The 21,246-nt window shown below is 69.8% G+C and carries 13 protein-coding genes; 3 read left to right on the top strand and 10 right to left on the bottom strand.

Going from position 1 to position 21,246, the window contains the following annotated elements; all coding sequences use genetic code 11:
* Window positions 1-109 precede the first annotated feature (109 nt).
* Complete coding sequence (locus tag CG747_RS18035) at window positions 110-508, top strand: NTP pyrophosphohydrolase (RefSeq protein ID WP_100602778.1); 399 nt, start codon at window positions 110-112, stop codon at window positions 506-508.
* Between the two features lie 87 nt (window positions 509-595).
* Here CG747_RS18035 and CG747_RS18030 read toward each other — a convergent pair whose 3' ends face one another.
* The 9 genes from CG747_RS18030 to ngcE all read right to left on the bottom strand — a co-directional run bounded on the left by CG747_RS18030 (window position 596) and on the right by ngcE (window position 12,855).
* Window positions 596-2,170, bottom strand: coding sequence for an amino acid permease (locus tag CG747_RS18030; RefSeq protein ID WP_257980504.1), 1,575 nt, complete (start codon window positions 2,168-2,170; stop codon window positions 596-598).
* 204 nt (window positions 2,171-2,374) lie between these two features.
* Window positions 2,375-4,354, bottom strand: coding sequence for a 1-deoxy-D-xylulose-5-phosphate synthase (gene dxs / locus CG747_RS18025; RefSeq protein ID WP_100602777.1), 1,980 nt, complete (start codon window positions 4,352-4,354; stop codon window positions 2,375-2,377).
* Window positions 4,355-4,595: 241 nt separating this feature from the next.
* Window positions 4,596-5,870 (bottom strand): sugar ABC transporter permease, encoded by a 1,275-nt coding sequence (locus CG747_RS18020; RefSeq protein ID WP_100602776.1) that lies wholly within the window; start codon window positions 5,868-5,870, stop codon window positions 4,596-4,598.
* Window positions 5,871-5,943: 73 nt separating this feature from the next.
* Window positions 5,944-6,744 (bottom strand): ATP-binding cassette domain-containing protein, encoded by an 801-nt coding sequence (locus CG747_RS18015; RefSeq protein ID WP_100602775.1) that lies wholly within the window; start codon window positions 6,742-6,744, stop codon window positions 5,944-5,946.
* Window positions 6,745-6,899: 155 nt separating this feature from the next.
* Complete coding sequence (locus CG747_RS18010) at window positions 6,900-7,991, bottom strand: sugar ABC transporter substrate-binding protein (protein WP_257980503.1); 1,092 nt, start codon at window positions 7,989-7,991, stop codon at window positions 6,900-6,902.
* Between the two features lie 140 nt (window positions 7,992-8,131).
* A complete protein-coding gene (locus tag CG747_RS18005; protein ID WP_100602774.1) occupies window positions 8,132-9,331 on the bottom strand; it encodes an ROK family transcriptional regulator in 1,200 nt (399 codons plus the stop codon).
* Window positions 9,332-9,548: 217 nt separating this feature from the next.
* Window positions 9,549-10,424, bottom strand: coding sequence for a carbohydrate ABC transporter permease (locus CG747_RS18000; protein WP_100602773.1), 876 nt, complete (start codon window positions 10,422-10,424; stop codon window positions 9,549-9,551).
* An 11-nt stretch (window positions 10,425-10,435) separates the two neighbouring features.
* Entirely contained in the window at window positions 10,436-11,359 is a 924-nt protein-coding gene (locus CG747_RS17995; RefSeq protein WP_100602772.1) for a carbohydrate ABC transporter permease, read from the bottom strand.
* A gap of 62 nt (window positions 11,360-11,421) precedes the next feature.
* Window positions 11,422-12,855 carry an N-acetylglucosamine/diacetylchitobiose ABC transporter substrate-binding protein gene (ngcE, locus tag CG747_RS17990; RefSeq protein ID WP_100602771.1) on the bottom strand — a complete coding sequence of 478 codons (1,434 nt, stop codon included), beginning with the start codon at window positions 12,853-12,855 and terminating at the stop codon, window positions 11,422-11,424.
* A 417-nt stretch (window positions 12,856-13,272) separates the two neighbouring features.
* Between ngcE and CG747_RS17985 the strand changes: the two genes are divergently transcribed.
* Both CG747_RS17985 and CG747_RS17980 read left to right on the top strand, forming a co-directional pair.
* Window positions 13,273-16,689 carry a GH92 family glycosyl hydrolase gene (locus tag CG747_RS17985; protein ID WP_100602770.1) on the top strand — a complete coding sequence of 1,139 codons (3,417 nt, stop codon included), beginning with the start codon at window positions 13,273-13,275 and terminating at the stop codon, window positions 16,687-16,689.
* A gap of 571 nt (window positions 16,690-17,260) precedes the next feature.
* On the top strand, window positions 17,261-18,223 hold the full coding sequence (locus CG747_RS17980) for a VCBS repeat-containing protein (protein WP_100602769.1): 963 nt from the start codon (window positions 17,261-17,263) through the stop codon (window positions 18,221-18,223).
* 119 nt (window positions 18,224-18,342) lie between these two features.
* On the opposite strand, the gene acnA is transcribed toward CG747_RS17980, so the two are convergent.
* Window positions 18,343-21,069: an aconitate hydratase AcnA gene (acnA, locus tag CG747_RS17975; protein WP_100602768.1), complete on the bottom strand. Its 2,727-nt coding sequence runs from the start codon at window positions 21,067-21,069 to the stop codon at window positions 18,343-18,345.
* Window positions 21,070-21,246: the final 177 nt, after the last annotated feature.

Genomic DNA, 21,246 nt, shown 5'->3' with positions numbered 1-21,246 from the left:
GCCCCGCGGAACTCGACGCGCGGACCGGCTCGGTGGAGCCGGTCCGCGCGTCGTGCGTGCGGCGCCCACCGGGCGGCCGGCGGCCCCCCGCCCGTGGCAGGCTGGCGGTATGGATTCCTTGGTCATTGTCGATGCCGCGAACGTCGTCGGGTCGGTGCCCGACGGCTGGTGGCGGGACCGGCGCGGCGCCGCCGAGCGGCTGCGGGACGCGTTGGTCGGCCACGCCGGGACGGGACTGCCGGGGCTGGTCGATCCGCCGCTGGAACTGGTCCTGGTGGTGGAGGGCGCGGCGCGCGGGGTGGCGTCGGTGCCGGGCGTGCGGGTGGTGTCGGCGGACGGCAGCGGCGACGACGCGATGGTGCGGCTGGTGGCCGAGGAGGGCGCGGAGCGGGACTGCCTGGTGGTCACCGCGGACCGCGGACTGCGCGAACGCGTACAGGCCCTGGGCGCCCGCGTGGCGGGCCCGCGGACGGTCCGGGGCGGCAGGGGTCGGGGCGGGGCCTCATAGTCCGTCAGAGCGGCGTCCGCGGCCGCGCACGGGCGGGACCGCGGCGGCCGGCCGGTGCCGTACCGCCGCACTCCCGCCCTCTCGCAACTACGGCCGGGCGTCGGCCTCGTCACGCTGCCGCTGCCGGACGGCGAGGCGGCTGTGGCCGCGCCCGTAGACGAAGTAGACGACGAACCCGAGCGCCATCCAGAGGGCGAAGCGGATCCAGGTCTCGGCGGGCAGGTTGAGCATCAGCCAGAGCGAGGCGAGCACCGACAGCAGCGGGATGTACGGCACGAGCGGGGTCCGGAAGGCGCGCGGCAGGTCGGGGCGGGAACGGCGGAGCAGGACCACGCCGACGGCGACCACGACGAACGCGAAGAGCGTCCCGATGTTGACGAGTTCGGCCAGGACGTCGATGGAGGTGAATCCGGCGACCACCGCGACGACGATGCCGAGCGCGATGGTCGACCGGTGCGGGGTGCCGAACTTCGGGTGCACGCGGGAGAAGACCTGGGGCAGCAGCCCGTCCCGGCTCATCGCGAAGAACACCCGGCTCTGGCCGAGCAGCAGGATCATGCAGACCGAGGTCAGGCCGACCGCCGCGCCGAAGCTGATCAGGCCCGCGAAGAAGGGGTACCCGATGTGCTTGAAGGCGTCGGCGAGCGGGGCGTCCACGGAGAGCTGGCTGTACTTCTCCATACCGGTGACGACCACCGAAACGGCCACGTAGAGCAGCGTGCAGATGGCCAGGGAGCCGAGGATGCCGCGCGGTACGTCGCGCTGCGGGTTCCGGGTCTCCTCGGCCGCGGTGGCGACGATGTCGAAGCCGATGAAGGCGAAGAAGACCACCGCGGCCGCCGAGAAGATGCCCATCACGCCGAAGTGGGACGGGGCGAAGCCGAACATCAGCTGGGAGAGCGGCGCTGCCAGTCCGCCGCCGGCGGCGACGGGCTGGCTCGGCGGGATGAACGGCCGGTAGTTGGCCCCGGAGACGAAGAACGCGCCGGCGATGACGACCAGCAGCACGACGGTCACCTTGACGCCGACGACCACCGCCGTCACCCGGGAGGAGAGCTTCATGCCGAGCACCAGGATGCCGGTGATCACCAGGACAAGGATGCAGGCGAGCAGATCGAAGCCGAACCGCCCGCCGTGGCTGCCGGACAGCACCGGCGGCAGGTGCAGCCCCCCGGTGTCCAGCAGGGAGCGCACGTAGCCGGACCAGCCGACGGCGACCACCGCACAGCCCAGGGCCAGCTCCAGGATCAGATCCCAGCCGATGATCCAGGCGGGCAGTTCGCCCAGCGAGGCGTACGAGAAGGTGTACGCCGACCCGGCGACCGGCACGGTGGAGGCGAACTCCGCGTAGCACAGCGCCGCCAGCGCGCAGACCACGCCGGCGACGACGAAGGAGAGCGCGACGGCGGGTCCCGCCTGCTCTTTGGCGATCTTTCCGGTGAGGACGAAGATGCCGGTGCCGATGACCACACCGACACCGAAGACGGTCAGGTCGAGCGCCGAGAGGGACTTCCTGAGGGCGTGTTCGGGCTCCTCGGTGTCCCGGATCGACTGCTCGATGCTCTTCGTTCGCAGGACGCCGCGGTCGCGGCGCGTCTCGCTCCGGGGCCCCTGCGGCGGGCCCCCTGGTCCGTGTCCCTGTGGTCCGTGCTCTGTGCTCATGGGCGAACCTCCGCCTGGACGACCCTCGCAACTCTCCTGAACTGACCGAGTCTCCGCAATGTCTTGAAATGGTCAGCGTCGGCGGGCCTTCCAGAACCGCGGATTCACCCGATGGGGTGGGAAGCCCGGAGTTGCCGATGGGCCGGCCGGAACATCCGTGCGGACGTCCGGCCGGCCCATCGGGCGGGCGGTGCGGGGCGCGGGTCAGTCGCGGGCGGCCTCGGCGGGCTCGGCCACGACCTCGGCGGCGTCCTCCGGGGCGGCGGCCGCGGCGGCCGGGTCGGCGCTTCCGGCGTCCTCGTCGCGGTTGTCCATCTTGGCGACCAGACCGGTCACCTGACGGGCGATGTCCGGCGCGGTGAGCCCGATCTGGGCCATGACCTCTTTGCGGGAGGCGTGGTCCAGGAACCGCTCGGGGATACCGAAGTCGCGCAGCGGGACGTCCACCCCGGCGTCCCGGAGCGCCTGGGCGACGGCGGAACCGACGCCGCCGGTACGGATGTTGTCCTCGACGGTGACCACCACCCGGTGCTTCGCGGCCAGGCCCGGCAGCGCCTCGTCGACCGGCTTGACCCAGCGGGGGTCGACGACGGTGGTGGAGATGCCCTGCTTGTCCAGCAGGTCGGCGACCTCCAGGCACATAGGGGCGAGCGCGCCGACCGAGACCAGCAGGACGTCCGGACGCCCGGTGGCGGCGGGCTCCCGCAGCACGTCCATGCCGCCCACCTTGCCGACCGCCTCGACGGCCGGACCGACCGCGCCCTTGGAGTAGCGCACCACGGTCGGGGCGTCGTCGATCTCGACGGCCTCCCGCAGCTGGGCGCGCACCTGCTCGGCGTCGCGCGGCGCCGCCAGCCGCAGGCCGGGGACGACCTGGAGGAGCGACATGTCCCACATGCCGTTGTGCGAGGCGCCGTCGGTGCCCGTGACGCCGGCCCGGTCCAGGACGAAGGTGACGCCGCACTTGTGGAGCGCGACGTCCATCAGGACCTGGTCGAAGGCGCGGTTGAGGAAGGTGGCGTAGACCGCGAAGACCGGGTGCAGTCCGGCGGTGGCCATACCGGCCGCGGAGACCGCGGCGTGCTGCTCGGCGATGCCGACGTCGTAGACCCGGTCCGGGAACGCCTTGGCGAACTTCTCCAGGCCGACCGGCTGGAGCATGGCCGCCGTGATGGCGACGATGTCCGCGCGCTCGTTGCCCAGCGCGACCATCTCGTCGCCGAAGACGGACGTCCAGTCCTTGCCGCCGGAGGAGACGGGCAGGCCGGTGTCGGGGTGGATCTTGCCGACGGCGTGGAAGCGGTCCGCCTCGTCCTGGAGGGCGGGCTGGTAGCCGCGGCCCTTCTCGGTGAGGCAGTGGACGATCACCGGGCCGCCGAACCGCTTGGCGCGGGTCAGCGCGGACTCCAGCGCCTCGATGTCGTGGCCGTCGATCGGGCCGACGTACTTCAGGCCCAGGTCCTCGAACATGCCCTGCGGCGCGATGAAGTCCTTCAGGCCCTTCTTGGCGCCGTGCAGCGTCTCGTAGAGCGGCTTGCCGACGACCGGGGTGCGCTCCAGGATGTCCTTGCCGCGCGCCAGGAAGCGCTCGTAGCCGTCGGTGGTGCGCAGGGTGGCGAGGTGGTTGGCGAGGCCGCCGATGGTGGGCGCGTAGGAGCGCTCGTTGTCGTTGACGACGATGACCAGCGGGCGGTCCTTGGCGGCGGCGATGTTGTTGAGCGCCTCCCAGGCCATACCGCCGGTGAGGGCGCCGTCACCGATGACGGCCGCCACCCGGTCGTCCCGGCCGCGGACCTCGTTGGCCTTGGCGATGCCCTCGGCCCAGCCCAGCACCGTGGAGGCGTGGCTGTTCTCGATGACGTCGTGCTCGGACTCGGCCCGGGAGGGGTAGCCGGAGAGGCCGCCCTTGGCCTTGAGCTGGGAGAAGTCCTGGCGGCCGGTCAGCAGCTTGTGGACGTAGGACTGGTGTCCGGTGTCCCACAGGACCTTGTCCTTGGGGGAATGGAAAACACGGTGCAGGGCGATGGTCAGCTCGACCACGCCGAGGTTCGGGCCGAGGTGTCCGCCGGTCTTGGAGACCGCGTCGACGAGGAACCCACGGATCTCCCCCGCCAGCTGCGTGAGCTGCTCGGGGGAGAGCCGGTCCAGGTCGCGCGGCCCCTTGATACGGGTCAGCAATGCCACCCCATGCCTCCTTGCTGCCGTAGGTCGAGCTTGCCGATCAGATGAGTCTAATGTCGCGGCCGGCGCCGGCGCGGCCGGGCCCGGCGATGTATGTCACTCGGGTGAGGGCCGGTCGAACGCCTGCCTCCCGGCCGTAGTGGCGGCTCACCGGGCACGGCGCGGCCCCCATCGGGGGGCTTTCGATGGGGGCCGGATCCCGCCGTTCCGCGGAGACTGTTGCCGTCCTATGACACAGCGGCGGTCATGTGCGGCCGGCGGTCTTCTGGGTCCGGCGCGACAGCGAGTCGATCACCACGGCGGCCAGCAGCACGGCGCCGGTGATCATGTACTGGATCTCACTGGCCATGCCGAGCAGGTTCAGCCCCTGCTGGATCGACTGGATGACCAGCATGCCCAGCAGCGCGGACCAGATCTTGCCGCGGCCGCCGAAGAGGCTGGTGCCGCCGATGACGGCCGCCGCGATCACGTTCATCAGGGTGTTTCCGGAGCCCAGGTTCTTGGTGGCGCCGCCGGAGAGACTGGCGATGAACAGGCCGCCGAAGGCCGCGAGCATCCCGGAGATCGCGAAGACGGTGATCCGGACCCGGTTGACGTTGATACCGGCCCGGCGGGCCGCCTCGGCGTTGCCGCCGACCGCGAAGATCTGCCGGCCGTATCCGGTGCGGCGCACCACGAAGTCGGCGATGACCAGGACGGCCAGGAAGAGCACCAGGGCCAGCGGCAGGCCGCGGGCGCCGGACGGCTCGTTGAGGACGTAGGCGACGGCGAAGGCGATCACCGCGACCACGCCGGTGCGCAGCAGGATCTCGCTGAACGGCCGGTACGGCAGGGCCGCGGTCCGGCGGCGCCGGCCCTCCAGCAGCAGCGAGCCCGCGTACCCGAGGACCGCGATCAGCGCCAGGCCGTAGGCGGCGGCCTTGTCCTCGAAGTAGTAGCCGGTGAGGTTCTCCACCAGGCTGCCGCTGGGCGTGTTGATGGAGCCTTCCTTGCCCATCAGCCAGATCTGCAGGCCGCTCCAGCCGAGGAACCCGGCCAGGGTGACGACGAACGCGGGCACCCCGATCTTGGCGAAAAAGAATCCATGCAGGACGCCGATGACGGCGCCGGCGGCCACCGCGATCAGCACCGCGAGCCAGTCGTTGACGCCGTGGGTGACGCTGAGCACCGCCCAGACCGCCGCGCCGACGCCGGCGACCGAGCCGACCGAGAGGTCGATCTCGCCCAGCAGCAGCACGAAGACGATGCCGACGGCCATGATGCCCAGGCCGGAGGTGTAGACGCCGATGTTGGCGAGGCTGTCCGCGGACAGGAAGCTGCTGTTCTTGAGCTGGAAGACGACCGCGATGACGATCAGGCCGATGATGACCGGCAGGGACCCCAGCTCACCGCCGCGGATCCGGCGCGCGAACTCGCCGAAGTAGCCGGAGAATCCTTTCTCCCGGACCAGCAGCCGGGGATCGACGGCGGCCGGCTGCGGGGTGCCGGGCGTGGCCTCGGCAGTCTGCTGCTCGCTCATGCCGAAACCTCGCTTCGCTCGGCCCCGCATGTGCGGGGCGCGCACCTTTCGATGGTTCGCTCGCTGCGCTCGCTCACGCCCCGGCCTCCTTCTTGAGCTGGTCGGTGCGCGCCTTGCGGCGGGTGACGGCGTTGTCGGAGGCACCGGTGATGGCGGCGATGATCTTTTCGTGGGAGGTGTCGGCGACGTCGAAGACACCGTTGTTGCGGCCCAGCCGCAGGACCGCGACCCGGTCCGCGACGGCCTGTACGTCGGCCATGTTGTGGCTGATCAGGATGACGCCGAGGTCGCGCTCGCGGAGCCGCTCGACCAGGTCGAGGACCTGCGCGGTCTGCTCGACGCCCAGGGCGGCGGTCGGCTCGTCGAGGATGACGACCTTCGGCTCGCCGATCAGCGCGCGGGCGATGGCGACGACCTGCCGCTGGCCGCCGGAGAGCGCGGCCACCGGGATCCGGACGCTGGGGATCCGGATGGACAGGGTGTCGAGGAGCTCCTTGGCCCGCTTCTCCATGGCGATCTCGTCGAGGACGCCGGCGGTGCTCAGCTCGTTGCCGAGGTAGAGGTTGGCGACCACGTCGAGGTTGTCGCAGAGCGCGAGGTCCTGGTAGACGGTGGCGACGCCGAGGCCCTGGGCGTCGTGCGGCTTCGCGATGCGGACCGGCGCGCCCTCCCATTCGATGACGCCGTCGTCGACCGGGTGGACGCCCGAGATGGTCTTGACGAGGGTGGACTTTCCGGCGCCGTTGTCGCCGACGAGGGCGACCACCTCACCGGCGTGGATCTCCAGCGTGACGTCGGTGAGCGCCTGGACGGCGCCGAACCGCTTGGAGACTCCGCGCAACGCCAGCACGGGCGGAGCGGACACGTGAATCATCTCCTTCACCGCCGTCGGTACGGCGGGAATGGTGGTGCGAGTGCGGGGGTGTGCGGGCCCCCGGTGCGGCGGCCGGACGACTGCCGGACGGCTGTCGGGCGCCTGCCGGACCGGGGGCGGAACGGGAGCGGGCCGGACGGGACCCGCTCCCCGCCTTACTTGATGCCCGCTGCCTCGCAGGCCGCCTTGGCGTCGTCGGCGCAGATCCGGCTGGCGGGGTAGACCTTGTCCTTGACGACCGTGTCCTCGATGTTGTCCTTGGTCACGATCTGGGCGTCGTAGAGCTTGGCGGGGATGCCCTTGACCTCGCCGCTGAGGCTGTCGACCTTGGTGGGCGTCAGGGAGTCGATCTTGTCGCCCTTGAGCAGCCGGACCGCGATCTCGGCGGTGGTGTCGGCCTGCGGCTGGATCTGCTTGTAGATCGTGAACGCCTGGTCGCCGGTGAGGATCCGCTGCAGACCCGCGAGCTCGGAGTCCTGGCCCCCGACCGGGACCTTGATGCCCTGCTGCTTGAGGGCGGTGATGATGCCGCCGGCCATGCCGTCGTTGGCGGAGTAGACGCCCTGGATGCCGTCCTTGCCGAGCGAGTCGATGGCGGCGGCCATCTTCTTGTTGGCCTCGTCCGACGACCAGTCCGGGATGTCCTGCTCGTAGACGACCTTCTTGACCTGCTTGTCGAGGACGCTGTGGGCGCCGCGCTTGAAGAACGGAGCGTTGGGGTCGGTCGGCGAGCCGTTGATCATGACGACATTGCTGTCCTTGGCCTTGTCGCCGAGCGCCTTGACCAGCGCCTGGCCCTGGAGGCGGCCGATCTTCTCGTTGTCGTAGGAGACGTAGGCGGAGATGTTGCCCTCGGCCAGCCGGTCGTACGCGACGACCTTGACGCCCTTCTTGGCGGCCTGGTTCACCCAGGACTTGGTGGCCTTGTAGTCGACCGGGTCCAGGATGATCACCTTGACGCCCTGGGTGATCAGGGCGTCGAACTGCTTCTTCTGGTTCTGGGTGTCCTGGTCCGCGTTGTTGTACTTGACCTGGCAGTCGCCGCAGAGCGCCTCGATCTTCTTGGTGATCAGCGGGCGGTCGAAGGTCTCGTAACGGGTGGTCTTGTTCTCCGGCAGCAGCAGACCGATGGTCTTGCCGTCGCCGCCGCTCTTGCCGCCGTCGCCGGCCTTGCCGCAGGCGGCCACGGAGAGCGCCATCGAGACGGCGGCGGTGCCTATGACGACGCGACGCGTCCACACATTCATGGGGGTTGCCTCCCTGACATGGCCGCGTCGTTGCGGCCGAGGTGGCTGGAAGTCAACTCGGCCGCCAGCCGACCGTCAAGGAGTAAATCCTTAACGAGATGACAACGGTGCCATGCGTTAGGGGCGTGAACTTAAGCCGCTCACGCTATAGCGGGCGCGTCCGCATTCCGGGCCCCGTCGAGCAGGGTCGAATCGCCCATCTCGCTCAGCACCAGGGCGAGCGCGCCCAGCACCTCGGCACGGCCGCCGAGGGTGCCCGGCACGACGCCCAACTGCCGTGCGGCGCTGGGGATCGCGTACCGCGACACCGACTCCCGGATCGGCCCGAGGACCAGCTCACCGGCCTCGGCGAGATCGCCGCCGAGCACCACCCGGCTGGGGTTGAGCAGGTTGCACAGGTTCGCCACGCCGCTGCCGATGTGGCGGCCTACGTCCGCGATGACCCGCCGGCAGCCCGGGTCGCCCTCACGGGCCAGCTCGACCACCCGCGCCATGGTCAGGTCGGGGCCGTGGCTCGGCTGGAGCAGCGGGAGGACGTACCGGGCGGCGGTGAAGGTCTCCAGGCAGCCGCGGTTCCCGCAGCGGCAGACCGGGCCCGACTCGTCCAGCGTGATGTGTCCGATCTCGCCGGCCGTGCCGCCCGGACCGCGGTAGATCTGGCCGCTGATCACCAGCCCGGCGCCGACGCCGCTGGCCACCTTGATGTACGCCAGGTCGGCCGCGCCGCGGCCGCCGCCCCACACCAGCTCGCCGAGCGCGCCGAGGTTGGCGTCGTTGTCGACGTAGACCGGGACGCCGAGCCGCCCGGACAGCTCCTCGCCGGGCCTGGTCCCGGACCAGCCCGGCAGGATCGCGGTCGAGCCCAGGGTGCCGGACTCCACGTCGATCGGGCCGGGGACGCCCAGGCCGACCCCGATGACCTTGTCCGGGCTGACCCCGGTCCGCTCGATCAGCCGGCTGACCAGCTGCTCGGCCCGGTCGAAGCCCTCCGCCGCCGAGGCGTCCACGTCGATCGGCTCGGCCTCCTCGGCGAGCACCTCGTGGGCGAGGTTGCCGACCGCCACCCGCAGGTGGGAGTGGCCGAAATCGACGCCCACCACGATGCCGGCGTCGCCGGACAGCGAGACGCTGCGCGCCCGCCGGCCGCCCGCCGAGGTGGGCGTCACCTCGACGGTCCCACCGTCCTTCAACTCGCGAACGATGTTCGAGACGGTGGCCGCGGACAGCCCTGTGCTCCGGGCGATCTCCGCCTGGGTGAGCGAGCCCGCCATGCGCACCGCGCGGACGACCCGCTCCAGATTGGCCCGGTGCAGCGAGGACTGCGACCCCGGAGTCTCCATCGACTCATCCACTCCCGCCTGGGGCGGACAGTGCGACGACTGCCCGCCGGCCGCACCCGCGTCATCGGGGGACGGCAACCGATTTCAACATGTGAACTCTAAGCAGAACTCCAGCGGGGAAGTCTCGTCAAGGCGTTGAGCCCGGGCGGAATCGGGGCGGCCGGGCATGCGCGAAGGGCGGTTCCGCCCTCGGGGAACCGCCCTCCGGCGCGCGGCGCTACTTGAGCGCGCCGGCCGTCAGTCCGGCCTGCACCTGCCGCTGGAAGATGATGTAGACGAGCAGGACCGGCAGCATCGCGATCATCATGCCGGCCATCAGCCCGCCCCAGTCGCCCTGGTAGCCCTGCTGGAGCGCGAGGTTGGCCAGGCCCTGGGTGAGCACGTACTTGTCCTCGTCCTGGTTGAGGACCATCGGCAGCAGGTACTGGTTCCACTGCCCCAGGAAGTTGAAGATCCCGACGCTGATCAGGCCGGGCTTGGCCATCGGCAGCATGACCTGGAAGAACGTCCGGGCGTGCGAGGCTCCGTCGATCATCGCCGCCTCCGCCACCGACGTCGGCAGGGTACGGAAGAACGCCGTCATGAAGAAGACGGTGAACGGCAGCGAGTAGGCGATGTAGACCACGATCAGGCCCTGGTACGTCGCCAGCAGCGGGACGCCGGGGAAGTCCCGCAGCACGAAGAACAGCGGGATCACCAGCATGAAGACCGGGAAGGACATCCCGGCGACGAAGAGGTAGTAGATGACGCGGTTGCCCGGGAAGCGGAAGCGGGCCAGGACGTAGCCCGCCATCGAGCCCAGCACCATCGTCCCGGTGAGCGAACCGCCCACCACGATGAGGGTGTTGAGGAACATCTTGCCGATGTTGGCCTTCTGCCAGGCGTTGATCCAGTTCTCGAAGTGGAGCTTGCCCGGGAGGGACCAGGGGGCGGTGAGGATGTCACCGCTGCTCTTGAAGGAGCTCCACAGCACCCACAGCAGGGGCATGCCCACCATCAGCGCCCACACGACGAGCATGCCGTGCGAGAAGACGTTGAGCGTGCCGCCCTCGGAGGTCCGGCGCGGCCGTGCCGCGTTGGTTCGTGTCGTCATGCGCCCTGCCCCTAGTACTCGATCCGCTCACGACGCGCGAAACGCATCGTGAGGACGGCGAACAGCAGCGTGACGACGAGCATGGCGACGCCCATCGCCGCCGCGTAGCCGAACTGACTGTCGCGGAAGGCGGTCAGGTAGAGGCGGAGCGGGACGACGTCGGTCGCGCCGTCCGGGCCGCCCATGTTGACCGACATGATCTGCACCAGCGCGAAGGCGTCCATCGCGATGATGCCCATGTAGACCCAGCCCGTCTGCACGGTGTCCCACAGCAGCGGCAGGGTGATCCGGAAGAAGGTGTGCGAGCGGCCGGCGCCGTCCAGCAGCGCGGCCTCGTAGATCTCCCGGGGAATGGAGGCCATGGCCGCGGAGAACAGCACGACGTAGAAGCCGACGTTCGCCCAGGCCATCACCACCATGATGCAGGCCAGCGCCAGGCTCCCGGTCCCCAGCCAGGAGTTCTGGAGGGAATCCAGACCGACCGCGCCCAGCAGCGAGTTGAGCATGCCGTCGTGCGGATCGGGATTGTAGATGTTGAACCAGATCACCGAGATGATGGTGATCGAGATGACCTGCGGGAAGAAGTAGACGAATTTGTAGAACGTCGCGCCGCGGACGCCGGTGACGACCGCGCCGCGGCGGGACCGGCCGCCGATGTTCAGCATGAACGCGAAGAACAGCCCCAGTGCCAGCGTGGCGATCGGCACCAACACCAGCATGACGACGTTGTGTTTGAGCGCATTCCAGAATTCATCGCTCTGCAGCAGTTTGCCGTAGTTGCCCAGCCCGACGCTCTTGGCGGTGCCGCGCAGGCCGCTCCATTCCGTGGTGGAAATCTGGAACGCCTGGACGAACGGTGAGATCACGAAGATCCCGTAGAGCAGCAGGGGCAGGGCCAGGAACCCCACGATGAATCGGTACTTGCCGTGGCGCATGAGCTCCCCGGCCCTCCCTCGTCAGCGGTGGTACGTGGATGGATCCCGGTCGGGAAGCCCGGTCAGGAGGCGCGGTGGAACTTGGTGACGGAGCTGTCCTTGGCGACCTCGTCCGCGTATTGCTGGGCCTTCTTGATCCAGTCCGCGGCCTTGAGGTCGCCGGTGAGCAGCTGGCTGGTGAGGCCGCCGAGCTTTTCGTCGGTCAGCTTCGGGTACCACTCCTGGAGCTGGATCATCAGGAGGTTCTTGCCGCCCTCCTTGACGGCCTTGGCGGCGGACGCCAGACCGGGCGAGAGCTGCATTCCGTCGGTCGCGCCCTGGACGGCGGTGAGCGACTTGACCTTGGTGGCGAAATTCTGCGCGTGCTTCTTGGAGACCAGGATCCGCAGCAGTTCCATTCCGCCGATGGGGTTCTTGCCGCCCTTGGCGACGATGAACGGTTCGCTGGGTTCGGCGCGCAGCGTGCCGTGCGGCATCCGGTCGCCGCTGCCGCCGTCGAGGAGCGGGCCGACGGCCATATCGAAGTCGGCCGGGGTGGTGGGCGCGGCCTCGTTCTCCACCCAGGAGCCGTTGGGGATGAAGACCGCCTTGCCGCGGGTCCAGGAGGTCTGCGACTGAATGTGCGTCAGGCCCTGGCTGCCCTCCAGGAAGTACCCCTTGGCGGCCAGTTCCTCGTAGTGCCCGATGACCTGCTTGACCGCGTCGTTGGAGGTCCAGGCGTTGGGCTCCAGGTTGTCGATGGCGATCCACTTGTCCAGGCCGCCGATCTTGGCGATCTCCGCGAAGATGTTGAAGTGGACGTAGTACGGATACTTTCCCGGATACGTCCAGGGCGCGATGCCGGCCTTCTTGATCTCGGCGCAGAGCTTGATCATCTCGTCGAAGGAGGTGGGATAGGCCCAGCCCTTGTCCTTCAGGAGCTTGTTGGAATACCACGTGCCGTACACCGTGAAGGCGTAGTAGAAGACGTCGAAGGCGTCCTTGTGCTTGCCCTTTTCGATGGTGCTGGGGAAGAGCGTGTCCCGCACCTTCTTCTTCGGGTCGTCCAGCGACGGGGCGTCGAGCAGCGCGGTGAGGTCCTGCAACTGCCCTTGTGCGGACAGCTTGTTCATGTCCAGGTGGTCGGCGCCGGAGTTGTCGATCAGGTCGGGCGGATTGCCGCCGGCGAAGCGCGGCTGGAGTTTGGGGCCGATCTGCTGGGTGCCGGTGTGCTTGACCGTCACGCCGTACGCCTTGTTGTAGTCGGCCTCGGCGTCCTTGGCGTACTGGTCGCCCAGTCCGCCCTTGAAGATGAATGTCTCCAGCGGCGCGCCGTTCTTCACGCCGAGCGGATTCTTGGCGGAGGTCGCGCCCTTGTTCTTGGTGCCGTCCTCCGAGCCGCCCCCGCCTCCGGTGGCACAGGACGTCAGCGTGCCCATGGCCGGTACGGCGAGAATTCCCAGGGCCGCAGCCCGCTTGACCAGATCGCGACGGTTGACTTCTGAGGTGGATCCCATGCTCAAGTCCTCGCCTTCTTCAGGACTCAGGCGGTGTACCGGAGCCACCCCGGCACCGCGGGTCAGATGAAGCTGAGTTGTACGGGATGTGCACCGGGCGAGCTAGGGATATGCGGGGAATTCCGTCCCTCCCCGCTTTCCCCCCGGATTCCGGCCTGGCGGTCGTACGGCCGGTTTCGGACGCCGATAGGTATAGTCCACTTCCGGCCGAACGGGCAAGATCGGGCACCGAGTTGGCCGGGAGTCTTTCCCTAGTTGAGACCTCCCCGGTATGCCTCGCGGGTGCCCCTCGGACGCCGCCGCGACACGGCCGCCGCCGGCTCGCCGCCACACCCTTGACACCCGCGCCGCCGCGCACCTTACTTATCTCTGCACTACGCAACTGACAACGATGTCAATCTCGTTGAGAGGGCTCGCGTGCGGCACAGACACCGGCACAGTCCACTGCGGGGGATCGCCCGCCCCGCCGCCCTCGCGGCGGCCGCCCTGCTCGTCCTCACCGCGCCGGGCACCACCGGCGCGGCCCAGGCGGCGCCGCCACCACCACCGCGTACCGCGGTGGAGTTCAGCTCCTCCTTCGAACCGGGCCAGCCCGCACCGGACTGGACCGACACCGTCGAGACCGGCCCCGACGGCCGGCCGAAGACCTCCGGCGTCTCCCGCACGGCCCCCGCCGGGCCCGGGATGAGCACCGCGCCCGACACCGGCCCCGCCGACTCCCCCACCGCGAAGGCGCACGCCGGATTCACCGGCGGCCACGCCCTGCGCTACGCCGGCACCCACACCGCCGCCGGCCGGGCCTACTCGTACAACAAGCTGTTCGCCGTGCACATCCCGGTCACCCCCGCCACCACGCTCTCGTACAAACTCTTCCCGGAGCTGGCGGAGACCGACCTCGACTACCCCGCCACCCACGTCGCGGTCGACCTGGCCTTCACCGACGGGACGTACCTGAGCGAGTCGGCCGCGACCGACCAGTACGGGGCCCGGCTGACCCCGCAGGGCCAGGCCGCCGCCAAGACGCTCTACGTCAACCAGTGGAACAACCGGGAGTCGCGGATCGGCGCGGTCGCCGCCGGGAAGACCATCGCCCGGATCCTGCTCGCCTACGACGCGCCCCGGGCACCGCGCACCGCACCCGCCTTCCGCGGCTGGCTCGATGACCTCGCCATCGGCCCCAAGGCGCCGGAGAAGCCGCTCGGCCACCTCTCCGACTACGCCGTCACCACCCGCGGCACCCTCTCCAGCGGCAGCTTCTCGCGCGGCAACACCTTCCCCGCCACCGCGGTGCCGAACGGCTTCACCTTCTGGACCCCGGTGACCAACGCCGGCTCCGCCGACTGGCTCTACGAGTACGCGCGGAAGAACAACGCCGACAACCTCCCCACCCTCCAGGCGTTCAGCGCCAGCCACGAGCCGAGCCCCTGGATGGGCGACCGGCAGACCTTCCAGGTCATGCCGTCCACCGCGGCCGGCACTCCGGACGCCTCGCGCACCGGGCGCGCGCTGCCCTTCCACCACGAGCGCGAGTCCGCGCGGCCGTACCAGTACGCGGTGGCCTTCGACAACGGCCTGCGCACCGAGATCGCGCCGACCGACCACGCGGCGGCGATGCGGTTCACCTTCCCCGGCGCCGACGCCAACCTGATCTTCGACAACGTCAACAACAAGGGCGGCCTGACCCTGGACGCCGCGCACGGCGTCATCTCCGGCTACTCCGACGTCCGCAGCGGGCTCTCGACCGGCGCCGGCCGGCTGTTCGTCTACGGCGTGGTGGACGCGCCGGTCACCGCGAGCGGCCGGCTGGCGGGCGGCGGCGGCAAGGACGTCACCGGCTACCTGCGGCTGCGACCGGGCGCGGACCGCACCGTGACGCTGCGACTGGCCACCTCGCTGATCGGCGTCGACCAGGCGAAGGCCAACCTCGCCCGGGAGATCCCCGACGGCACCTCCTTCGCCACCGTCCGGGACCGCGCCCGCGCCCAGTGGGACGCGCTGCTGGGCCGCATCGAGGTGCAGGGCGCCAGCCGCGACCAGCTGACCACCCTCTACTCCAGCCTCTACCGGCTGTACCTCTACCCCAACTCCGGTGCAGAGCAGGTCGGTTCGCGAGTGCGGTACGCCAGTCCCTTCTCGCCGCCGACCGGCCCGGACACCCCCACGCACACCGGCGCGAAGATCGTCGACGGCTCGGTCTACGTCAACAACGGCTTCTGGGACACCTACCGCACCACCTGGCCGGCCTACTCCCTGCTCACCCCCGGCCGGGCCGGGAAGATGGCGGACGGCTTCGTCCAGCAGTACAAGGACGGCGGCTGGATCTCCCGCTGGTCCTCCCCCGGCTACGCGGACCTGATGACCGGGACCAGTTCCGACGTCGCGTTCGCCGACGCCTACGTCAAGGGCGTGCCGTTCGACGCCGCGGCGGCCTACGACGCGGCCGTCAAGAACGCCACCGTCGCCCCGCCGTCCTCCGGCGTCGGCCGGAAGGGCATGGCGACCGCGCCGTTCCTCGGCTACACCAGCACCGACACCCGCGAGGGCGCGTCCTGGGCGCTGGAGGGCTATCTCAACGACTTCGGCATCGCCCGGATGGGACAGGCCCTCTACGCCAAGACCCACAACCCCCGCTACAAGGAGGAGTCGGCGTACTTCCTGGGCCGGGCCCGGAACTACGTGCGGCTCTTCGACGACCGCACCGGCTTCTTCCAGGGCAAGGACGCGCAGGGCGGCTGGCGGCTGCCGCCGGACCGCTTCGACCCGCGCGTCTGGGGCTACGACTACACCGAGACCAACGCCTGGACCTTCGCCTTCGCCGCCCCGCAGGACACCCGCGGACTGGCCAACCTCTACGGCGGCCGGGCCGGCCTGGCGAAGAAGCTGGACGCCTACTTCAGCACCCCGGAGACCGCCACCAAGCAGTTCGCGGGCTCCTACGGCGACGTCATCCACGAGATGACCGAGGCCCGCGACGTGCGGATGGGGATGTACGGGCACAGCAACCAGCCCTCGCACCACATCACGTACCTCTACGACGCGGCCGGGCAGCCCTACAAGACGCAGGCGAAGGTCCGCGAGGTGCTCTCCCGGCTCTACCTCGGCAGCGAGATCGGCCAGGGCTACCCGGGCGACGAGGACAACGGCGAGATGTCCGCGTGGTACGTCTTCAGCTCCCTGGGCTTCTATCCGCTGGTGATGGGACAGGGCGAGTACGCGGTGGGCTCACCGCTGTTCACCAAGGCCACGATCCATCTGGAGAACGGCCGGGACCTGGTCGTCAACGCGCCCCGCAACAGCGCCCGCAACGTCTACGTGCAGGGCCTCCGGGTGAACGGCAAGCCGTGGCAGAGCACCGCCCTGCCGCACACCCTGCTCGCCCGCGGCGGGACCCTGGACTTCGCCATGGGGCCGCGCCCCTCCGCCTGGGGCTCCGGGCCGGACGCCGCGCCCACCTCGATCACCAAGGACGACAGGGTGCCGGCCCCGGCCACCGACCTGACCGTCCCGGACGGCGGCCCGCTGACCGACAACACCTCCGACACCTCCGCGGAGTTCTCCCGCGCCGCCTTCACCGTCCCCGCCGGCGCCACCGTCGCCTCCTACACGCTCACCTCGGCAACCGCCTCGGCCGCCCCACAGGAATGGATCCTGGAAGGGTCCGACGACGGCGAGCACTGGACCGAACTGGACCGCAGGAGCGGCCAGCGCTTCACCTGGTCCCACCAGACCCGCCCCTTCGCCCTTGCCACCCCGGGCACTTACCGCCACTACCGCCTCACGCTCCCCCACCCGGCCACCCTCGCCGAGACCGAACTCCTGGGACAGCGCCCCTGAGTTGGTGCTTTGCGGCCCGAAGGGCGTGATGCCTCATTTGACAGATAAACCCCCCATACAAGGAATCGATAAATCCCGCGCCATGCCCTGCCATAGGGCATGGCGCCACCAATGTCCGACCAACGGCAGATTTACGCGGGTTTCCTACAAGGGCACCGGCAACGCCCGCGCCCCGTACGCCGAGCCCGTCAAGGCCGACTGGGGCTACCACACCTACCGCCCGATGTTCCGAGCCACGCCGCTCACAGCGCCCGTAGGCCGGGTGTTGGAAGGATCACAGGACGGAACAACACGGGTGGAGCCGGACAGAAGGACCGGCCGGTTCTTCGCCCGGGACCACCGGACTCGGGTCTTCCCGATCGGTTCGCCGGGTTCGTACCACCACTCCCGAATCGTCTCCGCGGAAAAGGTTGTACGGCCGGAACGGGAGCCTCCGGCGCCGTCGGCAAGGTAGTTGACAGGTGAAGAAGCCGTGAAAAGATCCTGAGCTCCGGAGACCTTCGGCGCGCCCCCACGGGGGCGCGCCGTCGTCGTACCGGATCCCATCACGATCCCAACCACGGAGAACTACGTGGCAATACCCTTCGGCCGCAAGCGCGGACGCGCCCTGTCCCGTCTCGCCACCGCGGCCATCGCCGTCGCGCTCGCCGGCACCGCAGCCGGCACGTCTTTCGCGGCGGACAACCCGGGCACGGCCGCCCGGAACACCGTGCAGGCCGCCCCCAAGGCGCCCGCCAAGGCCCCGAAGGCGCTCACCGGCGCCACCGGTGCCACCGCCGCCGGCGCGACCGCGGCCAACCCGGTCTTCGGCCTCTTCGGCGTGGAGTCCGCGGGCGCCACCTACGTCTACGGCCCCAACGGAAGCGGCGGGTTCACCGCCCGCGAGAAGGTCGACGACCTCGGCGACGTCCGCGCCAACCAGCAGGCGCTGGACAACGACGGCGACGGCTCCGGCGACGCGGTCTGGCTCTGGGACCCCACCGGCGACCTGTACTTCAGCAACGACGCGACCCCGGACAGCGTCCGGATCGGCGGCGGCTGGAACACGTACGACAAGGTGCTCTCCCCCGGCAACCTCGGCGGCGCCAAGGAGTACGACATCCTCGCCCGCGACCGCAGCGGCGTGCTCTACCTCTACCTCGGCTACCCCGACGGCAAGGTCACCGCACGCACCAAGGTCGGCGCCGGCTGGCAGATCTACGACCAGATCACCGGCAAGGGCGACCTGACGGGCGACGGCAGGACCGACATCATCGCCCGCGAGAAGGCCACCGGCGACCTGTACCTGTACAAGGGCACCGGCAACGCCGCCGCGCCCTTCGCGGCCCGCCAGAAGATCGGCACCGGCTGGGGCGGCTACAACGCCCTGGTCTCCACCGGCGACCTCAACCTCGACGGCAAGACCGACTTCATCGCCCGCGACGGCTCCGGCCGCCTCTACGCCTACTACGGCACGGGCAACGCCGCCAGCCCCTACCAGGCGCGCGTCCAGATCGGCACCGGCTGGAACATCTACACCAAGCTGTTCTCCTGACCGGTCCCGTCGGCCGGTCCCGCTGACCGGCCCGACCGGCCGGCACCGCTGACGGCGTACGACGCGAGGGCCGCACCCCCTTCCCGGGAGTGCGGCCCTCGTGCGCTGTGCCGTACCGCTTACTTGCGGATCAGGTTCCGCAGCACGTACTGCATGATGCCGCCGTTGCGGTAGTAGTCCGCCTCACCGGGGGTGTCGATGCGGACCACCGCGTCGAACTCCACACCGGTGTCGGTGGTGACCTTGACCGTGCGCGGCGTGGTGCCGTTGTTGAGCTCCTCGACGCCGGTGAAGGAGAAGGTCTCCTCGCCGGTCAGGCCGAGGGTCTCGGCGGACTGGCCCTCCGGGAACTGGAGCGGCAGGACGCCCATGCCGATGAGGTTCGAGCGGTGGATGCGCTCGTACGACTCGGCGATGACGGCCTTGACGCCGAGCAGCGCGGTGCCCTTGGCGGCCCAGTCGCGGGACGAGCCGGAGCCGTACTCCTTGCCCGCGAGGATCGCGAGCGGGATGCCCTGCTCGATGTAGTTGCGCGAGGCGTCGTAGATGAACGACACCGGAGCCGCGTCGGCGGTCGCAGCCTGGGTGAAGTCGCGGGTGTAGCCGCCCTCGGTGCCCGGCGCGATCTGGTTGCGCAGGCGGATGTTGGCGAACGTGCCGCGGATCATGACCTCGTGGTTGCCTCGGCGCGAGCCGTAGGAGTTGAAGTCACGACGCTCCACACCGTGCTCGGTGAGGTACTTGCCGGCCGGGGTGTCGGCCTTGATCGCACCGGCCGGGGAGATGTGGTCGGTGGTGACCGAGTCGCCCAGCTTGGCCAGGACGCGCGCACCGGCGATGTCGGCGACCGGAGCCGGCTCCATCTGCATGCCCTCGAAGTACGGGGGCTTGCGGACGTAGGTGGACTCGGTGTCCCACTCGAAGGTGTTGCCGGTCGGGATCGGCAGCGCCTGCCACTGGGCGTCGCCCGCGAAGACGTCCTGGTAGGACTTGTTGAACATGTCCTCGCCGATGGCGTTCGCCACGACGTCGTTGACCTCGGCCTCGGTCGGCCAGATGTCCGCGAGGTGGACGGGCTTGCCGTCCTGGTCCACGCCGAGCGCGTCGCGCGTGATGTCCACCTTCATCGAACCGGCGAGGGCGTACGCGACGACCAGCGGCGGGGAGGCGAGGTAGTTCATCTTGACGTCCGGGTTGATCCGGCCCTCGAAGTTCCGGTTGCCGGAGAGGACGGACGTCACGGCGAGGTCGTGGTCGTTGACGGCCTTGGAGACCTCCTCCGGCAGCGGGCCGGAGTTGCCGATGCAGGTGGTGCAGCCGTAGCCGACGAGGTTGAAGCCGACCTTGTCGAGGTAGGGGGTCAGGCCCGCCTTGTCGAAGTAGTCGGTGACGACCTTGGAGCCCGGGGCGAGGGTGGTCTTGACCCACGGCTTGCGGGTCAGGCCCTTCTCGACCGCCTTCTTGGCCACCAGCGCGGCGGCGACCATGACGTACGGGTTCGAGGTGTTGGTGCAGGAGGTGATGGCCGCGACGGTGACCGCGCCGTGGTCGATCTCGTACGTCGAGCCGTCGGGGGCGGTCACGGTGACCGGGTTGGACGGGACGCCGTCGATGGACGCCGGGGCGTCGGAGGCCGGGAAGGACTCCTTGCCCGCCTCGTCGGCGGTGTCGACGTAGTTGCGGACGTCCTGCTTGAACTGCTCGGCGGCGTTGGCCAGGACAATGCGGTCCTGCGGGCGCTTCGGGCCGGCGATGGAGGGGACGACCGTGGCGAGGTCGAGCTCCAGCTTCTCGGAGAAGTCGGGCTCGGCGGCCGGGTCGAGCCAGAGGCCCTGCTCCTTGGCGTACGCCTCGACCAGCGCGACCTGCTGCTCGGAGCGGCCGGTCAGCTTCAGGTAGTTCAGCGTCTCGCCGTCGATCGGGAAGATCGCCGCGGTGGAGCCGAACTCCGGCGACATGTTGCCGATGGTGGCGCGGTTCGCGAGGGAGGTGGCGGCCACGCCCTCGCCGTAGAACTCGACGAACTTGCCGACGACGCCGTGCTTGCGCAGCATCTCGGTGATCGTGAGCACCAGGTCGGTGGCGGTGGTGCCGGGCTTGAGCTCACCGGTCAGCTTGAAGCCGACGACGCGCGGGATGAGCATGGAGACCGGCTGGCCGAGCATCGCGGCCTCGGCCTCGATGCCGCCGACGCCCCAGCCCAGCACGCCCAGGCCGTTGACCATGGTGGTGTGCGAGTCGGTGCCGACGAGGGTGTCGGGGTAGGCCTGGCCGCCCCGGACCATGACCGTGCGCGCCAGGTGCTCGATGTTGACCTGGTGGACGATGCCGGTGCCCGGCGGGACGACCTTGAACTCGTCGAACGCGGTCTGGCCCCAGCGCAGGAACTGGTAGCGCTCCTTGTTGCGGCCGTACTCCAGCTCCACGTTCTGGCCGAACGCGTCCTTCGTGCCGAACTTGTCGGCGATGACGGAGTGGTCGATGACCAGCTCGGCCGGCGCCAGCGGGTTGATCTTCGCCGGGTCGCCGCCCAGCTCCTTCACGGCCTCGCGCATGGTCGCCAGGTCCACGACGCACGGCACGCCGGTGAAGTCCTGCATGATCACGCGGGCCGGAGTGAACTGGATCTCCTGGCTGGGCTGCGCCTGGGAGTCCCAGTTGCCGAGCGCCCGAATGTGGTCGGCGGTGATGTTGGCGCCGTCCTCGGTGCGGAGCAGGTTCTCCAGCAGCACCTTGAGGCTGTAGGGCAGACGGGCGGCGCCCTCCACCTTGTCCAGCCTGAAGATCTCGTACGACTCGTCGCCCACCTGCAGCGTGCTACGGGCGTCGAAGCTGTTCGCCGACACGACAGTCTCCTTCAATGATTTCGCGCGTACCACCGCGCTGCGCACACTATGCGACTGCCGTCGCGCGGTGCCGTCCCAGGGTCGTCACCGATCCGCTAAGGTGAACCTAAGTTAGGTATCCCTTACTAGTACGGCAGCGGTACGCCTCCCGGCAGATATCTCGATGTCGAGATAACT

It is taken from the genome of Streptomyces sp. CB02959 (genome assembly GCF_002803155.1).
Taxonomy (GTDB): Bacteria; Actinomycetota; Actinomycetes; order Streptomycetales; family Streptomycetaceae; genus Streptomyces.
The sequence above is the reverse complement of the archived record's forward strand: the minus strand, read 5'-3'. Positions and strand labels throughout refer to the sequence as shown.

Bases quoted from the DNA above. Each gene is read 5' to 3' on its own strand.
- CG747_RS18035 (WP_100602778.1), top strand. From the start codon at position 110: ATGGATTCCTTGGTCATTGTCGATGCCGCGAACGTCGTCGGGTCGGTG.
- CG747_RS18030 (WP_257980504.1), bottom strand. From the start codon at position 2,170: ATGAGCACAGAGCACGGACCACAGGGACACGGACCAGGGGGCCCGCCG.
- CG747_RS18020 (WP_100602776.1), bottom strand. From the start codon at position 5,870: ATGAGCGAGCAGCAGACTGCCGAGGCCACGCCCGGCACCCCGCAGCCG.
- CG747_RS18015 (WP_100602775.1), bottom strand. From the start codon at position 6,744: ATGATTCACGTGTCCGCTCCGCCCGTGCTGGCGTTGCGCGGAGTCTCC.
- CG747_RS18010 (WP_257980503.1), bottom strand. From the start codon at position 7,991: ATGAATGTGTGGACGCGTCGCGTCGTCATAGGCACCGCCGCCGTCTCG.
- CG747_RS18005 (WP_100602774.1), bottom strand. From the start codon at position 9,331: ATGGAGACTCCGGGGTCGCAGTCCTCGCTGCACCGGGCCAATCTGGAG.
- CG747_RS18000 (WP_100602773.1), bottom strand. From the start codon at position 10,424: ATGACGACACGAACCAACGCGGCACGGCCGCGCCGGACCTCCGAGGGC.
- CG747_RS17995 (WP_100602772.1), bottom strand. From the start codon at position 11,359: ATGCGCCACGGCAAGTACCGATTCATCGTGGGGTTCCTGGCCCTGCCC.
- ngcE (WP_100602771.1), bottom strand. From the start codon at position 12,855: ATGGGATCCACCTCAGAAGTCAACCGTCGCGATCTGGTCAAGCGGGCT.